This window comes from Marinobacterium sp. xm-a-127 (assembly GCF_013283425.1).
Taxonomy (GTDB): domain Bacteria; phylum Pseudomonadota; class Gammaproteobacteria; order Pseudomonadales; family Balneatricaceae; genus Marinobacterium_E.
This window is the reverse complement of record NZ_WBYH01000006.1, coordinates 107349-129063: the sequence shown is the minus strand read 5'-3', so window position 1 is coordinate 129063 and position 21715 is coordinate 107349. Positions and strand designations below refer to the sequence as shown.

Sequence of the window (21715 nt, the reverse complement as noted above, 5' to 3'; positions counted from 1 at the left end):
TTTATAGATGGCACTAGCGAAGCGCATTATCCCTTGTCTGGACGTCGAGAACGGACGCGTCGTTAAAGGCGTTAAGTTCCTCGATATTCGTGATGCCGGTGATCCAGTTGAGGTCGCCCGTCGATACGACGAACAGGGCGCTGATGAGATCACCTTTTTGGATATCACAGCCAGCCATGAAGGCCGTGACACGATGGTGCATACGGTTGAGCGTATGGCGTCGCAAGTGTTTATCCCGTTGACCGTTGGCGGTGGTGTTCGTACCTGTGATGATATTCGTACGTTATTGAATGCTGGCGCTGATAAGGTCTCTATTAATACGGCGGCCGTATTTAACCCCGAGTTTGTCAAAGAGGCCGCGGATCGTTTTGGTAGCCAGTGTATTGTTGTGGCGATTGATGCGAAACGAGTCTCTGCTCCAGATGAAGAAGGCCGCTGGGAGATCTTTACCCACGGTGGTCGCAAGCCTACCGGCCTAGATGCTGTTGAATGGGCGCAAAAGATGGAAGAGCTTGGTGCGGGTGAGATTCTACTGACCTCCATGGACCAAGACGGTGTGAAAAGTGGTTATGACTTAGGCGTGACTCGCGCAGTGTCTGAAGCGGTGACCATTCCTGTCATCGCATCAGGTGGCGTTGGTAACCTAGATCATTTGGTTGATGGCTGTATTGAAGGCAAAGCCGACGCAGTGCTGGCCGCCTCTATTTTCCACTTTAACGAATACACAGTACCCGAAGCGAAAGCGTATATGCGCGAGCGCGGTATTGAAGTACGTCTTTAATCAATGGCAAAGGTAGGCATCGATGCTAGATCCCAATGAACTAGAAACTGAGATTCGTAACCTTGAGCACTGGCAGCAGGTTGCCTTCTCTGCTGCGCTGACCGAGCGTATGTTCAATAACTTCGCGCTGTTCTCCAAGTTGATGGAGTTTGGTGATTTAGATCGCATGCGCACAGTGCTTGATGGCGTATGGGGTGAACTGGCCCAAAACGGTAGCAAGCTAAACTACGACGTTCAGCTCGGCCATGTAGACGATAACCTGGTGGATCTCGATGAGTTCGACACCTTTGGTGCCATTCCTGCCCGCGATGCCATGCTGGCGCTCTACTCAACGCTGATGTGTAAGCTAGAGAAAGAGGCGAGCGACGCAGTTGCGGTATCGAACCTCTCTTACGAAACCGTATCGGCTTACATTGAGTTTGCTGAAGCGGACGATCAGATGTCAGATGAAGAGCTGATCCGCATGATCAACTCACACGATATGATGCTGGATGAAGATGCGTTTCAGAGCGAAGTTCTGGAACAGCTAAACGGCGCTAAACAGAATGCTGCAACCATTGCAGCACTGCGTGAACTTGGTGAAAACCAAGGCATCTCAAACATAGGGATCAGCGACGAAGAGTGATGCTTAGACTGGGTCTTATTCTTCTGATTGTTCCAAGCCTCGCACTGATGGGGGCTTACATGTACGAGCAGCACTTGATCGAGAGCTGCACGGCGACCGGTGGTTTCTACGACTATACTCTCTCAGAGTGTGATCCACAGACAGAACAACCTTTTATTCCTTTTATGGTGCGCTACCCACTGTTGGTGAACGGCGGCATGCTGCTGAGTGTGTTGGGTCTGCTGTTAACCATCGTTGGCCTCTATAAACCCAATAAGCGAGACGTTGCGTGATTAAAAAGATCATCTGGGCTCTTATTTTAATGTCAGGCATCGGCTTCTACCTCTGGGTAGAGTTTGCCGGTGATGATTGGCTCGAAGCGTTCAATTCAGAGCGACAACAGGCTGCTGCCGAGTTCTTTGCTAAGGGTGAAGAGCAGGGTAGGGTAAAAACGGACGCAGCTTGTTTTGATGATGCTATTGGTCATATTGCTGAGTGCTTAAGCATCTCGTGTACGGTCGATGCCGGTCAGTATCTACGCGGTTGTTGGGGCGTTGCCGAACGTGCAGAGAGCTTCTGTGATGGGGTGCCTGAGTTCCAAGAAGAGAAGACTGAAGATGAGAAAGAGTGGGCTCGTTTTGCCTGCTACGATCTGAACAGTCGCGGCGATGGCTGCCGTCTTCTGATGCGTCAAAAGCAGCAGCACTGCGCAACACAATAAGGACAATTGAATGAACTACTATTTAGCAGCGATGGAGCCCTTCCTATTCTGGGGTGGCTTGGGCATCTACATCATCTCTCTGGCCATGTATGGAACTCGCAGTGGCGATTGGAAAGCGATCATTCGCTTTTGGGAGCCGCTACTCAAACTTAACCCAACCGAGTTTCGTATCAACCGCATCGGTCTGAGCGGCATGATTCTGGCGGTTGTGATTCGAGTCTACCTAAACTTCCTAGCGTAATTCACCATGCGCACGAACTCGCCTTTCTCAGGGTTGGCCTATCTAGGCCGCGGTTTCAAAATGCTGTCGGAGCCCGGTCTTCGCGCCTTTGTATTGGTACCTTTGCTGATCAATACAGTCATCTTTGTTGGGGCGATCTATCTTCTGGTGACCAACTTCTCTGCTTGGGTTGATGCTCTAATCGCGCTCTGGTTACCTGATTGGGGTTGGTTGGATTATCTGATCTACTTCTTATGGCCTATCTTCGCACTGGTCTTGGTGCTGATGGTCTATTACGGCTTCTCGGTTGTTGCGAACTTTATAGCCGCGCCATTCAACGGTATCCTTTCAGAACGGGTTGAGCAGCGTCTGCGAGGCGATGCGATCAGCAATGAACTCAGCCTATTGCAGATGATTCCCGGCACCCTCGCGCGTGAGTTAGCTAAGTTGGCGTACTTTATTCCAAGGGTTTTGCTCTTGTTGATTCTAGGCTTTATACCGCTCATCAACCTAGCGACCCCAGTGCTTTGGTTCATCTTCAGTGCGTGGATGATGGCGATTCAGTACATCGACTACCCGATGGATAATAACGGTCTGACTTTCAAGCGAATGAAGGGGTTATTGAAAGAGCGCCGTTGGTCTGCGTTAAGTCTAGGCTCGGTGATTCAGCTTGGTATGTTGGTGCCGCTATTGAATCTGATTTTGATGCCGGCGGCCGTGATTGGTGCGACGATCTTTTGGGTGGAAGAGTATGAAGCTGATGGTGAGCAGGGGCGTTTAAAGTAAGCGCTGCTAAATCTTAACCACTCGACTTTCAGGGAAGGTCACACTAAATCGGCTGCCTTCACCCGGTTTACTAGTAACTCCCAACTTAGCATTGTGCCGAACCAACACGTGTTTCACTATGGCCAGTCCAAGTCCTGTACCACCACTGTCGCGGGATCGCCCTTCATCCACTCTGTAGAAGCGTTCAGTGATTCTTGGAATGTGCTCTGCTGGTATACCGACACCGGTATCGGTCACCGAAAACAGTACACTGGTGTCGACGGATTTCAGTTTTATATCAATTACTCCGTTAGCCGGAGTATATCGGACCGCATTGAACACGAGGTTGGATAGAGCGCTGCGTACCTCGCCCTCATTACCAAGAATCTCAAAGCCTTGGTCCATTTCGAGTGAGATTTGATGCTGTTTTGGCCCTGACACCTCTTTTGCTTCTTCTGTGATCCTTTCTAGCATTTCTCTAATGAAAATGGGCTTTCGGCTCTTATTTTCTGAGCTGGTTTCCAAGCGAGAAAGGGTTAGAAGGTCAGCAATCAGAGCAGCCATACGACTGCTCTGAGACTGCATAGAGTGGATCGCTTTTTGTATCGGATTAGGAAGTTCTTGCTCTTGCAGAGTCTCTAGGTAGCCGTGAATTACTGTGATGGGAGTTCTTAGTTCGTGTGATGCATTGGCTAAGAAGGTATGACGCATAAGGCCAATTTTTTCGCTCTCAGAGATATCCCTAACAATTAGCACTTTGTCACCTTCACCAAAGGACTCTACACGGTACTCAAGCACTCTTTTCTGGTCTGCTGAGTCTGCTTTGAATGAAGCGATATGAGACGATTGAGAGTAAAATTCTAAGAAATTAGGTGCAGAAAAGACCTCCTGTACCCTTTTATGTTTCTGCTCAATGGTTATCTCTAATATCTCTTCAGCGGCATTATTCCACCACTCAATATTGTCTTGATTATCAATGATGACGATGGCGTCTTTCATGGCAGAGGTGGCTGCTTGAAACTGATCCATATCGGCATGGATCTCATCGTATTCTGCTTCCGTCTTATTCCGATAGTTGGCTATCGAGCGAACAATACGCCCCTGTTCAAAGGGTAATTTAGGATCTGGCGAGCTGAGATTTTGGTCTAGCCAAGTGACTAACTTTGCGTTCAGCAGCGAACTCAATATCGACCAAAGCAAAGAGCCAAATAATGCACCCAGTATTAGGTTGTGACTTGTAAAAAAACCGAGAACTGCACCAGCAAGAGTAAAGCTGAGAAGGCCAAGTAGTTGGCGTGCTATCGATTCGGTCACAAATCTATCCTAGAGTTTGGTTGAAAAACGGTATCCTGTACCACGAACTGTTTGGATTAAATTACCAAGGTCTGGCCCTAGTGCTTTGCGAAGACGTCGAATGTGCACATCCACTGTTCGCTCCTCCACATAGACATTCCCGCCCCAAACCATATCTAATAATTGGCCCCGGGAATAGGCTCTATCTTGATGTGTCATAAACAGATGAAGCAGTTTGAACTCTGTTGGACCTAGATTGAGCGACTGGCCGGAAGCATCCGAAACCCGATGTGAGACTGGATCTAAAATAATCCCACCGATTGAGATGGCGCCCTCATCACTCTCGGGAAGGCTTCTTCTAAGAACCGCTTTTAAGCGAGCGATCAGCTCTTTGGGTGAAAAAGGCTTAGTAATGTAATCATCTATACCCGCTTCAAGGCCCTGAATTTTATTGTCTTCATCAGCTTTCGCCGTCAGCATGATGATCGGTAGGTCTTTGGTGGTAGGGTCGCTGCGAAGGCGTTTGGCTAGCTCTATTCCGCTGGTACCAGGCATCATCCAATCGAGCAGCATCATGTCAGGCTTTTCATCAATGACCATGGCATGGGCTGTTTTTGCATCACAGGCCTCTAGTGTCTCAAAGCCGGCGAGCTCTAGTGCCATTACAATCATTTCACGAATAGCGGATTCATCATCAACGATCAGTATGCGTCTGGAACGACTCATGGTAACTCTCTCATCTGTTTCATTGACCTCATTAAATGATGCTTTCGTTACAAAAAGATGACAATGACGTTTTACAGTGCGTAATCAGCAGCTAATCCCACCAAAACAACTAGTTCAGCATAGTGATTATTTAAAAATGCTTTGAAACAGGGCATGCGTTCACGATCTTTTATCAGCCAGTGCTGGTAGATAAAGAACCCTACAGCACCTATCAGTCCAAGATAGAAATAGATTCCAAGGGATTCCAGTATTCCAATCCAAACCAGTACAGCAAGAGCAGCAATCTGTAGGCCGGCTATAGCCATGCGATCGTATTGGCCAAAAAATACAGCTGTCGATTTGATGCCTATCTTTAAATCATCATCCCGATCGACCATGGCGTACATGGTGTCATAAGCGACCGTCCATAAAATTTTAGCAAGGAAGACTAACCAGCCGACTAATGGCACTTCGCCTAAGGTTGCAGCAAAGGCCATCGGAATTCCCCAACCAAACGCCATACCCAAAACGACTTGGGGGAAGTGGGTGTAGCGCTTCATAAAGGGGTAGCTGAAGGCTAATAACAGAGCGATGGGCGATAGCAAGATCGCGGCTTTGTTCGTGAATAGCACTAAGATAAACGCGATCAGCATTAATCCGACGAACAAGCCAATGGCTTCTTTGCTAGTAATGCGGCCCGTTGGTAGCGGCCTTTCGGAGGTGCGTTTTACATGGCCATCCACTTTGCGGTCTGCAAAGTCGTTAATGACGCAGCCGGCTGAACGAGTCACCCATACCCCAAAGGTAAAGATAAACAGTAGATCCCAACTGGGTAAGCCACCTGCGGCGATCCATAAAGCCCAGAGAGTTGGCCATAACAAGAGATAGGTGCCAATCGGTTTGTCTGCTCGCATCAATTGCCATGCGGCATGGAGTTTATCTGCAGTGATCACAAGTGACTCAAGTATCTTTAAATTAAGGTGGTAGTATGAAGTGAGGGAGTGCTTAAAACAACAAAGCCACCTGAAGGTGGCTTTGTTAGAAGCAGAGTCGCAAGCTTACTCTCGAACGATCTTTTTGATCTCTTTAGTCTTCATGTGACGAACATCGGTACCGCTGACTTGGTAGATGACTTGCTCAGCCAAATTGCAGGCATGGTCACCGATTCGTTCTAGTGCACGAAGGATCCAGATTATATTTAGCACACCACTGATAGAGCGTGAGTCTTCCATCATGAAAGTGATTAAAGCTCGCATGGTCGACTGGTATTCACGATCAACATGTTTATCACTCTTGACCACTTTGTACGCTAATTCGATGTCACGATTTTCAAAAGCGATTAATACTGAGTTGAGCATGTCTGTGACCATCTCACCAATGTGGCTGACCTCATGAAGACTTTTGCTACTCGATTCATTATTTGACAGATCGATGGCCTGTTTGGCAACGCGAGAGGCTTCATCTCCGATACGCTCCAGATCAACAATGGCACGGTTGATTGACAGAACCAGCCTTAAATCAACGGCTGCTGGCTGGCGAAGCGCAATGATCTGTTCACAGGCTTTATCAATCTGATTTTCGAAGCGATTGGTCTCTCGATCCAGCTCACGAGTTGATTCAGCCAGTGAGATATCTTGATTGAGCAGTGCATGCAAAGAGTCAGTGACTTGCTGCTTAACGGTTCTGCCCATCTCTAAAAATTCGGAACGAAGCCTCTCAAGCTCTTCGTTGAACTTATTTGATGTGTGTTGCGAATAGATCTCGCCACTGTCGCGCATTACAAACCCTCTTTTCAGGTCAAATAGGTCTAATTACCTTTAGTATTTCAAAAGAATGTTAGAGATTTGTGACAGTTTCGTGTCGATTTGGTTAAAGGAAAATATATCTCTAAAGGGTAGGCTTACCTTGCGATAAAACTTATGATTATCAAAGAAATCAGCTTTTTAGGCTGTTGAGGTAAGCCCAATGGACACGCAATGCAGTTAATTGAAAAAGAGTTAAGTTGGTTATCGTTCAATGAACGCGTACTGCAGGAAGCTGCGGATATAAACGTACCCATCATTGAGCGTGTCCGTTTTTTGGGTATTTACTCCAGCAATTTAGATGAGTTTTTCAGAGTTCGGGTTGCAGACTTGCACCGTCGCCTACGTCTTGAGCAACTAGGCAAGGTCGAACCCAAAGGGATGTCGGCTGAAAACCTGTTACATCTCGTGAATGAGAAGGTACAAACTCTCGCAGATCGTTTTAATGACATCCACATTGATGTCATCAAGGGGCTCGCTCGTCGCAATATCTTTCTGATCAATAACGATCAGTTGAACGAGAAAGAGGGTGGTTGGTTACGGAAATACTTCCGAGATGAGGTCCTGCACCACATCACACCTATCTTAGTGAATGAGAACACCAAGCTTGCTAACGTCATGAATGACGAAGATGCTTACCTGATGTGTGCCCTAAGAAAAGGGACTTCAGTTCAGTATGCACTTCTTGAAATTCCCTCTGATAAAACCAACCGATTTATCCAACTGCCTCGAATCAAAGGTCAGCGGCGAAAGCCAATTATCGTGCTCGATAACGCCATTCGTTACTGCGTCGACGATATTTTTGACGGTTTTATCGATTTTGACTCAGCAGAGATGTTTGCCGTCAAAGTAACCCGTGATGCGGATTATGACTTAGAGCGAGATGTTGAGTTATCCCTACTAGAGAAAATGTCTCAAGGCATCAAACAGCGTGATACGAATAGGCCTGTGCGACTGGTCTATGACGAAATGATGCCTGATTACATGTTTGACTTCATGTGTGAGAATTTGGGGCTACAACCCGATGCGGAAACCACTGCGAGCGGACGTTATCGAAATTTTAAAGACTTTATTAATTTCCCTAACGTTGGGCCGCGCTATTTAGAGAACGACAAGCTCTCAGCTCTTAACAGTGCTCAATTTGATAATGCTTCAAATGTGTTTGAAGCGATTACCAAAGAGGACATACTGCTCCATTATCCCTACTATAAATTTCGTTATTTGACTGATTTTGTTCGTGCGGCATCCTTCGATCCCGCCGTTAAGCAGATACAGGTAACGGTTTATCGAGTAGCGAACAATAGTCAGATTCTCAAATCACTGATCGAGGCTGTTAAGAACGGTAAAAAAGTGATTGTCATTGTCGAGCTCAGTGCACGATTCGATGAAGAGGCGAATATTGAATGGGCACGAGAACTTACCGAAGCTGGCGTTGTCGTTGAGTTTGGTGTTGCCTCACTCAAGTGCCACGCAAAAATCATCCACGTCATACGTGAAGAGGCGGGTGAAGAGGTTGCTTATGGTTACATTAGTACCGGTAATTTGAACGAGAAAACTGCCCGAATTTATACCGATTTTGGTCTGTTTACTAAACGACCTGAGATTACAGAAGAGCTCGAAAAAGTCTTTGATTTTATTATCAATCCTTACAAAAATTTCAAGTTCAAATATCTTCAGGTTAGTCCAAACTACAGCCGTGACCCAATCAATCAACTGATTGATGATGAGATTGAAGCGGCACGCAATGGCAACCGTGCCGAGATCTTTTTGAAAGTGAATAATCTAGTCGACGAAGGACTCTCTAATAAACTTTATGAAGCGAGCCAGGCGGGAGTCAAAATACGTCTAATTGTTCGCGGAATGTGTAACATTTTAGCCGGTATACCAGGCGTGAGTGACAATATCAAAATCATCAGTATTGTCGATCGCTATCTTGAGCATGCTCGTGTGTCACTGTTTTATGCTGGTGGTAAACGAAAGATGTTTTTAACTTCTGCTGACTGGATGACTCGCAACATCGACCACCGAATTGAAGTCGGTTGCCCAATTTTGGATAAAAATGTTCGTAAGCTCATTAAGGACCAGCTCGACCTACAATGGCGAGATAACACTAAGGCTAGAGCCTTAGACCCGGAGCAGGCCAATCATTATGTAACTCGTGGCAATCGTAAGAAAATACGCTCACAGATGGCGATTTACGACTACTTAAAACAGCTGGAGCGCTCTCGTGAACGACAAGCATAACTCTGAATCTGAATCACGACACTTTGCAGCGATTGATCTAGGTTCTAATAGTTTTCACATGTTGGTCGTGCGTCAACTTCACGATGATGTGCAGCCCCTTTTTAAACACAAAGAGCGTGTTCGCTTGGCTGAGGGTTTAGACGCTAAAAATAACCTCTCTGAAGAGGCTATCGAACGAGGAGTCGCAGTACTCAAGACATTTGCTGAACAACTAACGCCCTTTCCAAACTGTACTGTGCGCGTGGTCGGTACACACACCTTGCGAATTGCTAAGAATCGCAGTGAATTTCTTGCCTCTGCTAGACAAGTCTTTCCATACCCCATCGAGATTATCAGTGGTCAAGAAGAGGCTCGCCTGGTTCATTTGGGTGTTTCAAGTTCAGAGCACTTAGCGGGTAACACCTTGGTCATTGATATTGGTGGCGGGTCCACTGAGGTTGCACTCGGTCGTGAGAATAGCTTGGAGTTAGGTCGCTCTCATACTATGGGTTCGGTGAGTTTTACCGAGGCCTTCTTCAGTAAAGGCGTTGATAAGGCCTCTTATAAAAAAGCGAAGCTCTATGCGCAACAGCAGCTGGAACGCTTTTCTGCCCTCTTTGCATCCATCGGTTGGAATCAAGTCCGGTGTACTTCAGGTTCAGCACAAGCGATAGCGACAGCCAGTGAAAACTTGGGCTATGATCCGAAAGAGATTTCCGCTAAATCGATAAAAGCCTTACGTAAATTAGTCGTCAAAAATGAGTTATCCAGTAAAGTTGTAAAAGGCATTAGTGAGCAACGATTGCAGATTTTCGCTGGTGGTTTGGCGATTCTAGATGCCGTTTTCTCTAGCCTCGAGATTGAGCAAGCCAAGTTTTCCTCTGGTGCGTTACGTGAAGGTTTGCTGGGAGAGTTTACGGCGTCATCGGGTGATCAGCAGAATACTAGAACGCGTGCGATTCGCTCATTGATGGCACGTTACCACGTTGATACCAAGCATGCGGAGCGAGTCAGTGATACCGCAACGAAACTTTGGCGGCAGTTAGCTCCAGAATTACGACTTCCGGTTTTTACTCGTCGTTACCTGCAATATGCGGCACTGACACATGAGGTAGGACTCAACCTAAATTCAAGTGGTTTGCAGAAGCATTCAGCCTATATTTTAGAGCATTCAAACCTAGCCGGTTTTAGTTTCGACCAGCAAAAGCTGGTCGCGCTAATGGTTCGATTGCATCGTAAAAAGATTAAAAAGTCCCTAGTGACCAACCTTGGCATGCTATCCAAAAAACATGCCATCGCGTTGATTCTGATTTTACGTATCTCTGTTATCTGGCACCTAAGTCGAAGCAGCGAGTACCCTGAAGTACCTAAAATTGAATTCGATGGCGAACGACTCACCCTCTCATTAGATGCAGAGGTCAGTGATGAATATCCACTCCTGATTGCGGATCTGGAGCGGGAAGAGTCTTTCTGTAAACAGTACGGCATCGATATGCGAATTGAATTTCTGCTCTAACCAAAACGGCCTGTAATGTAATCCTGCGTTAGCTGGTGTGATGGGTTGGTGAAGATCTGTTCAGTATTACCCACCTCAATCAGATCACCCAGGTGGAAGTAGGCTGTACGATCAGAGACACGCGCTGCCTGTTGCATTGAGTGCGTGACGATAACGATGGTGTACTGACTTTTAAGCTCTTCGATCAACTCTTCAACCTTTGCTGTCGCAATAGGGTCCAGTGCGGAACAAGGCTCATCCATAAGAATGACCTCTGGGCTTACCGCAATAGCGCGTGCGATGCATAGACGCTGCTGTTGACCGCCCGATAGGCCTGTACCCGGTTGATCTAGACGATCTTTAACTTCGTTCCAAAGGCCCGCTTTCTCTAGTGCTGACTCTACGATGTCGTCCAATTCACTTTTGCTTTTCGTTAAGCCATGAATACGAGGACCGTAAGCAATGTTGTCGTAGATCGATTTAGGGAATGGGTTTGGCTTTTGGAAAACCATGCCGACACGCGCACGAAGTGGTACAACGTCCACGGATGGCGCGTAAATATCCTGGCCATCCAATGCGATAGTACCCTCTACTCGACAGATATCGATGGTATCGTTCATACGGTTCAAGGTACGAAGGAAGGTTGATTTACCACAGCCGGATGGGCCGATGAAAGCAATGACTTCCTGCTCACCAATATCGATGGTGACATCATTGATGGCATGTTTGTCGCCGTAGTAAACGTCAACATTACGAGCAGTCATGCGCGGGTTTTCAACAAACACATTACCCGTCGTTTTGATATTACTGTTTTCCATCTTCTTGTCCGTTGAATTGTTTAAGTCTTTAGATTCGTTCATTTTTTCGCTTACCAACGACGCTCTAGCTTCTTACGAAGCAAGATTGCAGCAGCATTCATCGTGATAAGGAAGGCCAGTAGTACGATGATTGCAGCACTGGTTTTCTGAATAAACATTCGCTCTGCAAAGTCAGCCCACATAAAGATTTGAACCGGTAATACTGTCGCAGGGTCGGTAAAGCCACCAGGAATATCAACAATGAAGGCGACCATACCAATCATCAACAGTGGTGCGGTCTCACCTAGAGCTTGCGCCATACCAATGATGGTACCCGTCAGCATACCCGGCATCGCCAATGGGATGACATGGTGGAAAATGGTCTGCATTTTCGACGCGCCAATACCCAGTGCGGCATCACGAATACTCGGCGGTACTGCACGAATCGCCGCGCGCGAGGAGATGATAATCGTCGGCAGAGTCATCAGTGCCAGTACGATACCGCCCACTAGCGGAATAGATCGTGGCATACCAAAGGTGACGATGAAGATCGCCAAGCCCATGATACCGAACACCACTGAAGGCACTGCCGCTAGGTTGTTGATATTGATCTCAATGATCTCAGTCCAGCGGTTTTTCGGAGCAATCTCTTCAAGATAGACGGCTGCTGCAACCCCAAGAGGGAAGGCGATGCTGACACAGATAGCCAGGGTCAGGAGCGATCCAAAAAGCGCTCCTTTGATGCCTGCCATCTCTGCATCACGCGATGCAGAACCGAAGAACAGGTAGTCACTTAACTCGTAGCTGATTAAACCGGCTTCTTGCCACTTATCTACGATCTCAATGGTGAAGTCGTTGATTCGACGATCCTTTTCTGGGGTCTCACGTTTAATGAATCCACGCAGGAACGAGTCGATATCATCATCCACAGCAAACTTAATCGTTTGGGTTGTCCCCATCAGTTCAGGGTTCGCCTTTACGAAATCGATCAGGCGCTGTGAGCCACCCGAAGAGACCATCTTACGAAGGGCCTTCTTGGTTTTTCGGCCTCCCTCTTCACCAATAGAGGCCAGTGAGGCTTCCAAAATAATTTTGTCGGCATCGCCCGAGAAAAGCGAGGCATCTGACATATCACCTTGTGGGTCAAGACGCGCTTTGTCCAATACCACATCCAGCTGAACGTAGTGCTGGAACATACCTGGCAAGCCTTTCGTTAAGATGCCCGAGAACAGAATGACTAGGAATGTTAACGCTAAGCCAACAGCCGATAAGCCCATCAGACGAAAGCGCTTCTCTTTCTTGCGACGTTGTTTAAGTGACGCTTCAACGCGCGCAGTCGCCTCTTGAGGTGAGAGGCCCTTGAATGCCTTGTTAGTCATATTGTTCCCTGTACTTCTTAACAATTTGAAGGGCGAAGAAGTTTAGACCCAAGGTCAAAATAATCAGCATTGTAGATAGCGCAAATGCTGATAGTGTTTTCGCCGACTCAAACTCTTGGTCACCGACCAGAATTGTAACGATCTGAGATGTCACGGTTGTGACAGCATCGAGAGGGTTGAACGAAAGGTTGGCCGCTAGGCCCGCAGCCATTACGACGATCATGGTCTCACCCACTGCACGAGACACTGCGAGAATAACGGCCGCCACAATACCTGGTAGGGCCGCAGGAAGTACCACTTGGCGGGTGGTTTAGCTCTTAGTCGAGCCCAATCCGTAAGCTGCATCACGAAGTGATTGAGGCACCGCATTGATCACGTCATCAGAAAGAGATGAGACGAATGGAATGATCATTACGCCCATGACGAGACCTGCCGCGAGTGCTGATTCAGACGCAACGGTAAGGCCTAAAGATTCACCAAAGCCTTTGATGGCAGGTGCAACGGTCAAGGCTGCGAAGAAGCCGTAAACAACGGTGGGTACACCGGCTAGAATCTCAAGAAGCGGTTTAACAGTAGATCGCACTTTAGGTGACGCGTACTCTGCTAGGTAGACCGCACTGGCTAAACCTACAGGCACTGCAACAATGATCGCGATAGATGAGATCAACAAGGTGCCGGCAAACATCGGAAGCATACCGTATTTCGCTTCACCGCCACCCGAACCAGCGCGCTCTGCGCCTTCGAATTGAGGGTTCCACTCAGTACCAAAGATGAAATCAGTTGGCGGTACCAGTTGGAAGAATCGAATGGTTTCAAACAGTACAGACAGTACGATACCAATGGTTGTTAGTATCGCGATAGTCGATGCTGCAATCAGACCGTATGAGATCAGCTTTTCTACACCGTTACGTGCACGAAAATCGGAATCGATCTGACGGTAAGCGATTAGACCACACACAGTTGCTAGGCCTAATACCACGGCTGATTTCAGCATCGTAGAGGTTGCAGCCCAGCCAATCCAAGCATCTCCTGCTTGCAGAACCCATGCTTCAGGTTCACCAAAACGGATGCCTGCGACTATGTTTTCTACCTTGGCGAGCGCCACAATGGCTTGTGAGCCACCGGCAGCAAGGATTTCAGGAGGATAGAAATCACGCACCCAGCTCTGGAACAGCTGAATATCGATGATAGACCAGAGAATCAATACAACAACCGCTGGGAAGAAGGCTAAAGAGCCAGCCCAAAGGCCATAGTAGTTCGGAAGTGAGTGGAATACCTGCCCATTTGATCGAGCGATAAGAACCGTCCTTTTAGCTATGAAGTAAAAGGCGAGACTGATGACTGTTAAAATAATTAGCAACGAAGTCAGTGTCATTTCAGTATCTCAAATGCTGCAAAATCCGGCCTGTAATACAGGCCGGATTAATTTCAATCTAGGATTGGGTTACTTAAGAGCATCAGCAGTAAGAACTGGCAGTGCTGTCATGCGAGCAGCCATCTCTTCACGTTCTGCAGTTGGCATTGGGATCATGCCTGCGTCCGCTAGGATGCCATCTTCGTCCCAGTGTTTAGTCCACTCAGTCATGTACTCAGCAATGCCTGGTACAACACCAACGTGCTGGTGTTTAACGTACATGAACAGTGCGCGTGATGCTTTGTAAGAACCGTCAGCAATCGCTTCGAATGTTGGTGCTACGCCATCCAGTTTCGCACCCTGTAGAGTGTCAGAGTTCTGATCAAGGTAAGAGAAACCGAAAATACCGAAAGTTTCTGAGTCTTCTTGCAGCTTTTGAACGATCAGGTTGTCCTGCTCGCCAGCTTCGATGTACGCACCGTCAGTACGCATCGCACGACAAGACTTTGCTTTTTTGCCTGCTGCTTTTAGTGCTGCTTTCATCTCGTCGTCTTTTTTACAGAACGCTTTTTCGTTGATGATTTCAGCGAATGATGCACGAGTACCAGAAGTCGTTGGTGGACCGTAGACACGGATTGCAACATTTGGAAGCGCTGGGTTAACGTCTTTCCAAGTTTTGAATGGGTTATCAACTAGCTCACCGTTAACGGCCACTTTAGCTGTTAAGGCTTTACCAAGGTCTGAGCGAGAGATCTCTAGTTGAGCAGCGTCTTTAGAGTTAGCAAATACGATACCGTCGTAGCCGACTTTGATCTCAGTGATCTTCACGCCGTTTGCATCACAGTACTCTAGTTCGCCACTCTTCATGCGTGAAGAAGCGTTACCGATATCGATGAACTCAGTACCGATGCCGTCACAAACGCCTTTTTTACCAACAGAAGAACCGCCTGATTCAACAACAGGTGTGTTGAACGCTGGGTTACGACCTAGACGCTCAGCAACGATTGTTGCGAATGGAAGAACGGTAGATGAACCAGCGATGCTCACGTTATCTCGGGCCATTGCTGGAGTGCTCATTAGAGCGGTTAAAGTAGCAGCTGTTGTTGCGAGTCGTAGGAACATTTCAAACTCCTTAGTTTCTAAATCAGTCGGTAGGCTGTCGCTTACCTCTTTGATAACTATTAGGCGCTTGCTTTGTTACAACTCTGTGAAGCGTTTATGACAATTTAATGATAAATATAAGACGCAAAAAAGCCCCACGAAGGGGCTTTTTGATGGATAGTTTGGCGTTTATTAGACCATGATTCCACGGATTACGTAGAACAGAATCGCCGCCAATGTACCTGATGCTGGAACTGTAATAACCCATGCAGCGGCAATTTTGTAAACAGCTGAACGCTTAACCAGCTCCTGTTTGTACGCTTTCTTAAGCTGCTTGCGCTCTTTTTTGCTTAGTTCTGCAGAGGCTGTTTTCTTCTTAAGTTGCTTAAGCATTTTAGCTTTGTCATCGATTGATGCACTTTCAAACTTAGCAAGAAACTCTTCCACTTCCTCTTGATCAGCACCTTGGTGGTGCGATTTGATCTCGTTGATCATGCGAGCGTGGCTTGATTTCAAGTACTCACGAAGGAAGCCCACACCGAATACACCGCCCACAGCAATGTGAGTTGAAGAGACTGGAAGACCTAGCTGAGAAGCGATGATAACCGTGATCGCTGCCGCCATAGCGATAGAGAATGCACGTGTCTGATCCAACTCAGTAATCTCAGAACCAACGGTTTTGATCAGTTTTGGACCAAATAGTGCTAGACCCAACGCGATACCTAGAGCACCGATCATCATGACCCAAAGTGGGATCGCTGCTTTCGTTGAAATGCCGTGGTTAACGATCGCATCGTTGATCGCCGCTAGTGGACCAATGGCGTTTGCAACGTCGTTTGCACCGTGTGCGAAACTTAGTAGTGCTGCAGCGAAGATTAGAGGAATGGTGAACAGTTGGTTAACACCCGCTTTATCGTTATCCAGGCGGTCAGCTGCTTTAGCTACCAGACCTTTAACAATGAAGTAAATAACTACCGCAATGGCTAGACCGATCAGTAGAGCTGTCACAAAATCGAGTTTGATCAGCTTCTTAACGCCTTTAAGTGCTAGGTAGGTCGAGAATGCCCAAGCCATCAACATGATCAGCAGAGGTACCATCTTCTTAGCTGCAACACGCATGTCCGACTTATAAGTAATGGTGCGTTTGATTAGGTATAGGAAACCAGCTGCAATCAGGCCGCCAAGTACAGGTGAGATCACCCAGCTTGCTGCGATCGCGCCCATCTTGTCCCAGTTAGCAATACCAAAACCGCCTGCAGCGATACCAGCACCCAATACACCACCAACAATAGAGTGAGTAGTAGAGACAGGAGCACCAACAGCTGTTGCTAGGTTAAGCCATAACGCACCCGCTAGAAGTGCGGCTAACATCAACCAAATAAAGGTATCAGCATCACCAATCACTTCTGGGTTGATGATCCCTTTTTTGATTGTGCTGACAACGTCACCGCCGGCGATTAAAGCACCCGATGCTTCAAAGATAGCCGCGATAATGATAGCGCCTGTTAGGGTAAGCGCCTTTGAACCTACTGCTGGGCCCACGTTATTGGCTACGTCGTTAGCACCAATGTTCATTGCCATGTAACCACCGATCATTGCGGCAATGACAAGGATGTAACTTCCTGGGATATCCCCAACTTGTGCTGAGATAAAGAGAACAATACCTACTAGGAAGAGCAGGGCGTAACCGATGCGCATAACATCGCCACGGTTAGATGCTGTCGCTTTATCAAGCTTATTCATGTCTTTAATTTCCAAGAGAAGCTCCTCTTGCTTGGTTCATTGATTTACCACTACTTAAAGTAGTCGCTAATTTAAGTTGACGCCATTTAAATACACTTTTGTTACAAGAATGTTACACAGGTGTAATTTTTCTTTAAACAAACTGAAATGTTTTATTCACAGCGTTGTTAGATTAGCAAAACCAACGACTAGCCATTTGGTGCCTTCATAGTCGAAGTTCACTTGTACTCGGGCCTTCGGGCCGGACCCCTCAAAGTTTATGACCATGCCGTCACCAAATTTAGGGTGATTGACTCTCTGGCCTAAACTGAGCTGAGTATCGGGTACTTCGCTGGCAAAAGCGGATTGTGGTGTGAAGCTGACCTCCATCTCCGAGCCACTCGAGAGGGGTCGGCGAACGCTGGCATTTAGGCGCACCTCTTCAATCAACTCCAATGGAATCTCTTGAATGAAGCGTGAAGGGCGGTTGTAGTTGTCTTGGCCATGAAGGCGGCGGGACTCAGCATAGGTCATGTAGAGTTTCTGCATGGCACGCGTAATGCCTACATAACAGAGGCGGCGCTCCTCTTCTAAACGTCCGGGCTCTTCTGCCGACATGCTGTGTGGGAACAAGCCTTCTTCCATACCGCATAGGAAGACCAGCGGGAACTCCAAGCCTTTCGCTGAGTGCAGTGTCATCAGTTGAACGCTGTCGGTATTGGGATCCGCCTGTGATTCACCGGCATCCAGTGCAGCTTGATCAAGAAAGGCTGCCAGCACGGAAGGGAACTCAGGGTTCTCCTCCTGGGACCACTGCTGCTCAAACTGGCGCGCTGCGGTCACTAGCTCTTCTAAGTTTTCGATGCGTGATTGAGCTTTTTCACCTTTCTCTTTTTCATGGTGAGCAATCAGTCCAGAGAAGCGAATGGTATGTTCTGTCCGCTCCTGCAGGGATGCCTCTTCTGTATCAACCGTCAACTGATTGACCAGATCTAAGAAGGCCTGCAGTGCATTGCCGGCACGTGCAGGTAGTTTCTTATGCTCGATAATCTCGTTCGAGGCTCGCCACATTGATATGCCTTGGCTTCGCGCGTAATCGCGTACCTCTTCAATGGTGCGGGTGCCGATGCCTCGGGTTGGCACGTTAATGACGCGCTCCATCGCCGTATCGTCATCGCGGTTGGCTATTAGGCGCAGGTAGGCGAGGGCATTTTTAATCTCTAAACGCTCATAGAATCGTTGGCCGCCATAGATGCGATAGGGAATTGCGGCACGGATCAGCATCTCCTCAAGCACACGGGATTGTGCGTTGGAACGGTAGAGAATGGCGCTCTCGTCACGACGATTACCATCCGATACCCACTGTGCGATGCGATCGACAATGAATCGCGCTTCATCCTGTTCATTAAAGGCTGCGTAGAGGCTGATAGGATCGCCTTGATTGCCCTCGGTCCACAGCTCCTTACCCAGTCGTCCAAAGTTGTTGCGAATGACGGCATTGGCCGCAGACAGAATGTTGTCTGTCGAGCGGTAGTTCTGCTCTAACTTGATGGTCTTAAGCCCACCAAAGTGTGCCTCAAGGTTTTGAATGTTCTCAATACGTGCGCCACGCCAGCCGTAAATCGACTGATCGTCATCGCCCACGGCCATCAGTTTGTGTTCACCCTGACAGAGCAGGCGCAACCAAGCGTACTGAATGGCGTTGGTGTCTTGGAACTCGTCTACTAAGACGTAACGGAAGCGCTCTTTGTAGTGCTGCAGCAGTTGTGGGTTCTTATCACGCAGCAGTTCAAGGCAGCGCAGCAGGAGTTCACCAAAATCGATCATGCCGCCGCGATCACAGGCTTGTTCATACGCCTCATAGACACGTATTAAGGTGTCTTGTACCAGGTCACCGGTGCGCTCTAGATGTTTACTGCGTAGCCCTTCATCTTTCTGTGCATTGATGTACCACTGAATCTGTTTCGGCGGCCAGCGTGAATCGTCTAATCCCATCTCCTTAGAGATGCGTTTAACCAAACGTAACTGGTCATCGGAGTCCATGATCTGGAAGTTCTCACGCAGCCCGGCCTCTTGCCAGTGCGAGCGAAGCAGTCGGTGCGCCAAGCCGTGGAAAGTACCGACCCACATGCCATGCACATTGACGTTGAGCAGGCTCTCGATACGTCCACGCATCTCTTTAGCCGCTTTATTAGTAAAGGTAACCGCCAATATCGAATAGGGTGAAATCTGCTCGGCTTCTATCAACCAAGCGATTCGGTGAACCAAGACACGCGTCTTGCCTGATCCTGCACCGGCCAGCACCAGAAGGTTGCTAATATCCGCGGTAACCGCTTCACGCTGCGCATCGTTGAGGGAGTCGATAATGTGAGTTACATCCATAGTGCCGCACTGCTCAAAAAGAGAAATTACTGAATGGGCGTACAGTATACGCATAATTATTATGGGAGTCTTGGCATTCCTACGCAGCAAACTTACACTGGGATGACATATCCACCTTCATTGAGTAGTGAATGCCCTTATCTGCTGACCATACGACTGCCCGTTTGGCTGAGTATCAAGCCAACCCTGTTACCGGGCCGAGGCTGCTCTTTTTCAGCGGTGGCACTGCGTTGAATGGCTTTTCGCAGATACTCAAACGATACACTCATAATTCTATTCATTTAGTGACCCCCTTTGACTCTGGCGGCAGCTCCGCTGTGTTGCGAAAAGCATTTGATATGCCTGCTGTTGGCGATTTGCGCTCCCGCATGATGGCGTTAGCTGACGCTTCACTCGACGGTCACCCTGAAGTGACCGAGCTGTTTGCGTACCGCCTGCCGACCGATGAATCACAGTCGTTATTACGTGCAAGGGTCGAGGCGATGCAACAACGCAACGACAGGCGCGTTCAGTCCATTCCCGAGCCAGTTCAGAGCATTATTTGTGATTTTTTAAACTACTTTCTTGAGTCAGCCCCCAAGGATTTTGACTTCAGGCGAGCCAGTATTGGTAATCTGATATTGGCGGGGGGCTACCTGAGCCATAATCGATCATTAGATCCTATTGCTCTGCTGTTTAGTCGTCTGGTTCATGTTAGAGGCCAAGTACGCACTGTTACGGACGAGTGCGGTGAACTGAAAGTGACGACAGAGAGTGGGCGAGAGATCATCGGGCAGCATCGGATGACAGGAAAAGAGTCCCAGCCATTAAATGAGCGTATCGCCTTACTTGATCTGCATTTGCCGCAGGGCACGGAATCGCATTTGGCTGATCAAGAGAGAGGTTGGATCAATTCAGCAGATCTGGTCGTCTTCCCGCCCGGTAGTTTCTATAGCAGTATTCTGGCTAACCTACTCCCCAAAGGGGTGGGTAAAGCGATCATGGATAACCCTGCCAGCAAAGTGTATGTCCCAAATTTAGGTATGGATCCTGAGCAGTTTGGTATGACCTTGCAGGAGCAGGTTGAGCAGTTGGAACGATTTGTTGCTCGAGATGCAGGCGGTGGTTTTCAAGGTGGATCGGAGCGCTGTATCGATATTCTGCTGACCGATTCCACACTGTTGAGTGGCATTGATGCAGAGTTTCTAAACTGGCTTGGTAAGCGTGGCATTCAGCTTTTGGATGTTGATCTGGCTAATCCTGAACGCACAGATCGCTACGACGAGATTAAGTTGGCGGAAGCTTTATTATCACTGGCATAGATAGATGGGTCAGACCATATATGACCTTCGGTCTGACACCACTCTCTTAAATGTAGAAATTCGTTCCTACAGCTGACTCGGCGATTTAATTCGGTGCATCAGCACCTGTTTAAACTCATCAGGGTCTTTCAGTGTCTTATCGCTGCCGTTGCCTTGCTGGGCATCAACCCAAGGCTCAAGGCGTGATAGCCAAAAACGCATCGCGGCGGTACGAGTCAGCTGCGGCCAAACCTCATGCTCTTCTGCACTAAAGGGGCGAATCGCTGAATAGGCTTTTAACAGCGCTTGCTCTCTCACCGGATCAATCTGCAGATTCTCATCCAGACACCAATCATTGGCGACAATCGCAAGGTCATAGAGCCAGTAGGCGGTTGCCGCATTGTAGATATCCAGAATTGCCGTCAGCTTATCCTCATGGAACAGCGCGTTGTCATGGAAAAGATCGCCATGGGTAATGCCCATCGGCAGGTTGGTGTAGGTGTCGCGTAGCTCATCAAACCGAGCGACCTCTTCGGATAGCAGATCACGAGACTCTGAATCGATAAAAGGCGCGAGTCGTTCACTCTCTCTGCGCCACCAAAATACCCCACGGTGTGCCTGACGCTTTAGATAAAAATCCTTAGAGGCTTGGTGGTAGTGTGCAAGGGCTGTGCCGATTTGAGCACAATGATTGGCCGTCATAAGCTCGCGTTTTAGGTGTGCACCGGGGTATCGCGGTTGAATAATGGCCGGTTTTTTTGAGATCTGTTTCAGACCAATGCCATTGCGATCTTCGATGGCATAAGAGACGGGAACATTACGTTTCGCTAGCCAGCTGCCCAGTTCAACAAAGAAAGGTGCCTCATCTCTGTCAAGCTCTTCAAAGAGAGTGAGTACATACTCCGCCTGCTGGCCGCTCTTTTCTGTTGTTAAGAAAAAGTTGGTGTTTTCAATACCACCGTCAATGCCTTTAAGTGCCACGGCCTGGCCAATATCAAAATCAGCGAGCAGTTTGTCGAGGTCGGTGTCAGACACCTGAGTGTATACAGCCATGGTTGGTTCTCAATGATCAGGGGCTATCTGCTGCTAAA

21 protein-coding genes are annotated in these 21715 nt (G+C 48.0%); 9 read left to right on the top strand and 12 right to left on the bottom strand.

Annotated features, from left to right (window positions below):
• Positions 1-7: 7 nt before the first annotated feature.
• Genes hisF through cysZ form a run of 6 tightly spaced genes read left to right on the top strand, consistent with a single transcriptional unit; the run spans position 8 to position 3112 of the window.
• Positions 8-781 carry an imidazole glycerol phosphate synthase subunit HisF gene (gene hisF, locus XMA127_RS10965; RefSeq protein ID WP_173481828.1) on the top strand — a complete coding sequence of 258 codons (774 nt, stop codon included), beginning with the start codon at positions 8-10 and terminating at the stop codon, positions 779-781.
• Positions 782-803: 22 nt separating this feature from the next.
• Positions 804-1406 carry a DUF416 family protein gene (locus XMA127_RS10960; RefSeq protein WP_173482642.1) on the top strand — a complete coding sequence of 201 codons (603 nt, stop codon included), beginning with the start codon at positions 804-806 and terminating at the stop codon, positions 1404-1406.
• Complete coding sequence (locus tag XMA127_RS10955; protein WP_173482641.1) at positions 1406-1678, top strand: hypothetical protein; 273 nt, start codon at positions 1406-1408, stop codon at positions 1676-1678. Before XMA127_RS10960 ends, XMA127_RS10955 begins: the two co-directional genes overlap by 1 nt.
• On the top strand, positions 1675-2106 hold the full coding sequence (locus XMA127_RS10950) for a hypothetical protein (protein WP_173499195.1): 432 nt from the start codon (positions 1675-1677) through the stop codon (positions 2104-2106). Before XMA127_RS10955 ends, XMA127_RS10950 begins: the two co-directional genes overlap by 4 nt.
• A 10-nt stretch (positions 2107-2116) precedes the next feature.
• The gene (locus XMA127_RS10945) at positions 2117-2347 is read left to right on the top strand and encodes a hypothetical protein (RefSeq protein ID WP_173481832.1); all 231 of its coding nucleotides are present in this window, start codon (positions 2117-2119) and stop codon (positions 2345-2347) included.
• Between the two features lie 6 nt (positions 2348-2353).
• Positions 2354-3112: a sulfate transporter CysZ gene (cysZ, locus tag XMA127_RS10940; RefSeq protein WP_173481833.1), complete on the top strand. Its 759-nt coding sequence runs from the start codon at positions 2354-2356 to the stop codon at positions 3110-3112.
• 6 nt (positions 3113-3118) lie between these two features.
• On the opposite strand, the gene phoR is transcribed toward cysZ, so the two are convergent.
• The 4 genes from phoR to phoU all read right to left on the bottom strand — a co-directional run bounded on the left by phoR (position 3119) and on the right by phoU (position 6867).
• Positions 3119-4405: a phosphate regulon sensor histidine kinase PhoR gene (gene phoR / locus XMA127_RS10935; RefSeq protein ID WP_173499194.1), complete on the bottom strand. Its 1287-nt coding sequence runs from the start codon at positions 4403-4405 to the stop codon at positions 3119-3121.
• Positions 4406-4414: 9 nt separating this feature from the next.
• Positions 4415-5110, bottom strand: coding sequence for a phosphate regulon transcriptional regulator PhoB (gene phoB / locus XMA127_RS10930; protein ID WP_173481835.1), 696 nt, complete (start codon positions 5108-5110; stop codon positions 4415-4417).
• 71 nt (positions 5111-5181) lie between these two features.
• Positions 5182-6042, bottom strand: coding sequence for a 4-hydroxybenzoate octaprenyltransferase (gene ubiA, locus XMA127_RS10925; protein ID WP_371731468.1), 861 nt, complete (start codon positions 6040-6042; stop codon positions 5182-5184).
• A gap of 105 nt (positions 6043-6147) precedes the next feature.
• On the bottom strand, positions 6148-6867 hold the full coding sequence (gene phoU, locus XMA127_RS10920; protein ID WP_173481836.1) for a phosphate signaling complex protein PhoU: 720 nt from the start codon (positions 6865-6867) through the stop codon (positions 6148-6150).
• Between the two features lie 198 nt (positions 6868-7065).
• Here phoU and ppk1 point away from each other — a divergent pair, with 198 nt between their 5' ends.
• Positions 7066-9135, top strand: a complete 2070-nt coding sequence (gene ppk1, locus XMA127_RS10915; protein WP_173499193.1) for a polyphosphate kinase 1 — start codon at positions 7066-7068, stop codon at positions 9133-9135.
• Positions 9119-10630, top strand: coding sequence for an exopolyphosphatase (locus XMA127_RS10910; RefSeq protein ID WP_173499192.1), 1512 nt, complete (start codon positions 9119-9121; stop codon positions 10628-10630). Before ppk1 ends, XMA127_RS10910 begins: the two co-directional genes overlap by 17 nt.
• Here XMA127_RS10910 and pstB read toward each other — a convergent pair.
• The 7 genes from pstB to uvrD all read right to left on the bottom strand — a co-directional run bounded on the left by pstB (position 10627) and on the right by uvrD (position 19344).
• The gene (gene pstB, locus XMA127_RS10905; protein ID WP_254442847.1) at positions 10627-11427 is read right to left on the bottom strand and encodes a phosphate ABC transporter ATP-binding protein PstB; all 801 of its coding nucleotides are present in this window, start codon (positions 11425-11427) and stop codon (positions 10627-10629) included. The two genes, XMA127_RS10910 and pstB, sit on opposite strands and share 4 nt — an antisense overlap.
• Positions 11428-11477: 50 nt before the next feature.
• Complete coding sequence (gene pstA, locus XMA127_RS10900; protein ID WP_173484185.1) at positions 11478-12785, bottom strand: phosphate ABC transporter permease PstA; 1308 nt, start codon at positions 12783-12785, stop codon at positions 11478-11480.
• Entirely contained in the window at positions 12778-13083 is a 306-nt protein-coding gene (locus XMA127_RS11900; RefSeq protein WP_254451310.1) for a hypothetical protein, read from the bottom strand. Before XMA127_RS11900 ends, pstA begins: the two co-directional genes overlap by 8 nt.
• Positions 13084-13095: 12 nt before the next feature.
• Complete coding sequence (locus XMA127_RS10895; protein WP_254451309.1) at positions 13096-14160, bottom strand: PstC family ABC transporter permease; 1065 nt, start codon at positions 14158-14160, stop codon at positions 13096-13098.
• A 69-nt stretch (positions 14161-14229) separates the two neighbouring features.
• Positions 14230-15261 carry a substrate-binding domain-containing protein gene (locus tag XMA127_RS10890; protein WP_173481842.1) on the bottom strand — a complete coding sequence of 344 codons (1032 nt, stop codon included), beginning with the start codon at positions 15259-15261 and terminating at the stop codon, positions 14230-14232.
• Positions 15262-15432: 171 nt separating this feature from the next.
• Positions 15433-16983 carry an inorganic phosphate transporter gene (locus XMA127_RS10885; protein WP_217362113.1) on the bottom strand — a complete coding sequence of 517 codons (1551 nt, stop codon included), beginning with the start codon at positions 16981-16983 and terminating at the stop codon, positions 15433-15435.
• A gap of 156 nt (positions 16984-17139) precedes the next feature.
• On the bottom strand, positions 17140-19344 hold the full coding sequence (gene uvrD, locus XMA127_RS10880; RefSeq protein ID WP_173499191.1) for a DNA helicase II: 2205 nt from the start codon (positions 19342-19344) through the stop codon (positions 17140-17142).
• Between the two features lie 131 nt (positions 19345-19475).
• Between uvrD and XMA127_RS10875 the strand changes: the two genes are divergently transcribed.
• Positions 19476-20645, top strand: a complete 1170-nt coding sequence (locus XMA127_RS10875; protein WP_173481845.1) for a GAK system CofD-like protein — start codon at positions 19476-19478, stop codon at positions 20643-20645.
• Positions 20646-20711: 66 nt separating this feature from the next.
• Here the strand turns inward: XMA127_RS10875 and XMA127_RS10870 are convergent, their stop codons facing one another.
• Positions 20712-21677 carry a homoserine kinase gene (locus XMA127_RS10870; protein ID WP_173481846.1) on the bottom strand — a complete coding sequence of 322 codons (966 nt, stop codon included), beginning with the start codon at positions 21675-21677 and terminating at the stop codon, positions 20712-20714.
• Between the last annotated feature and the right edge of the window lie 38 nt (positions 21678-21715).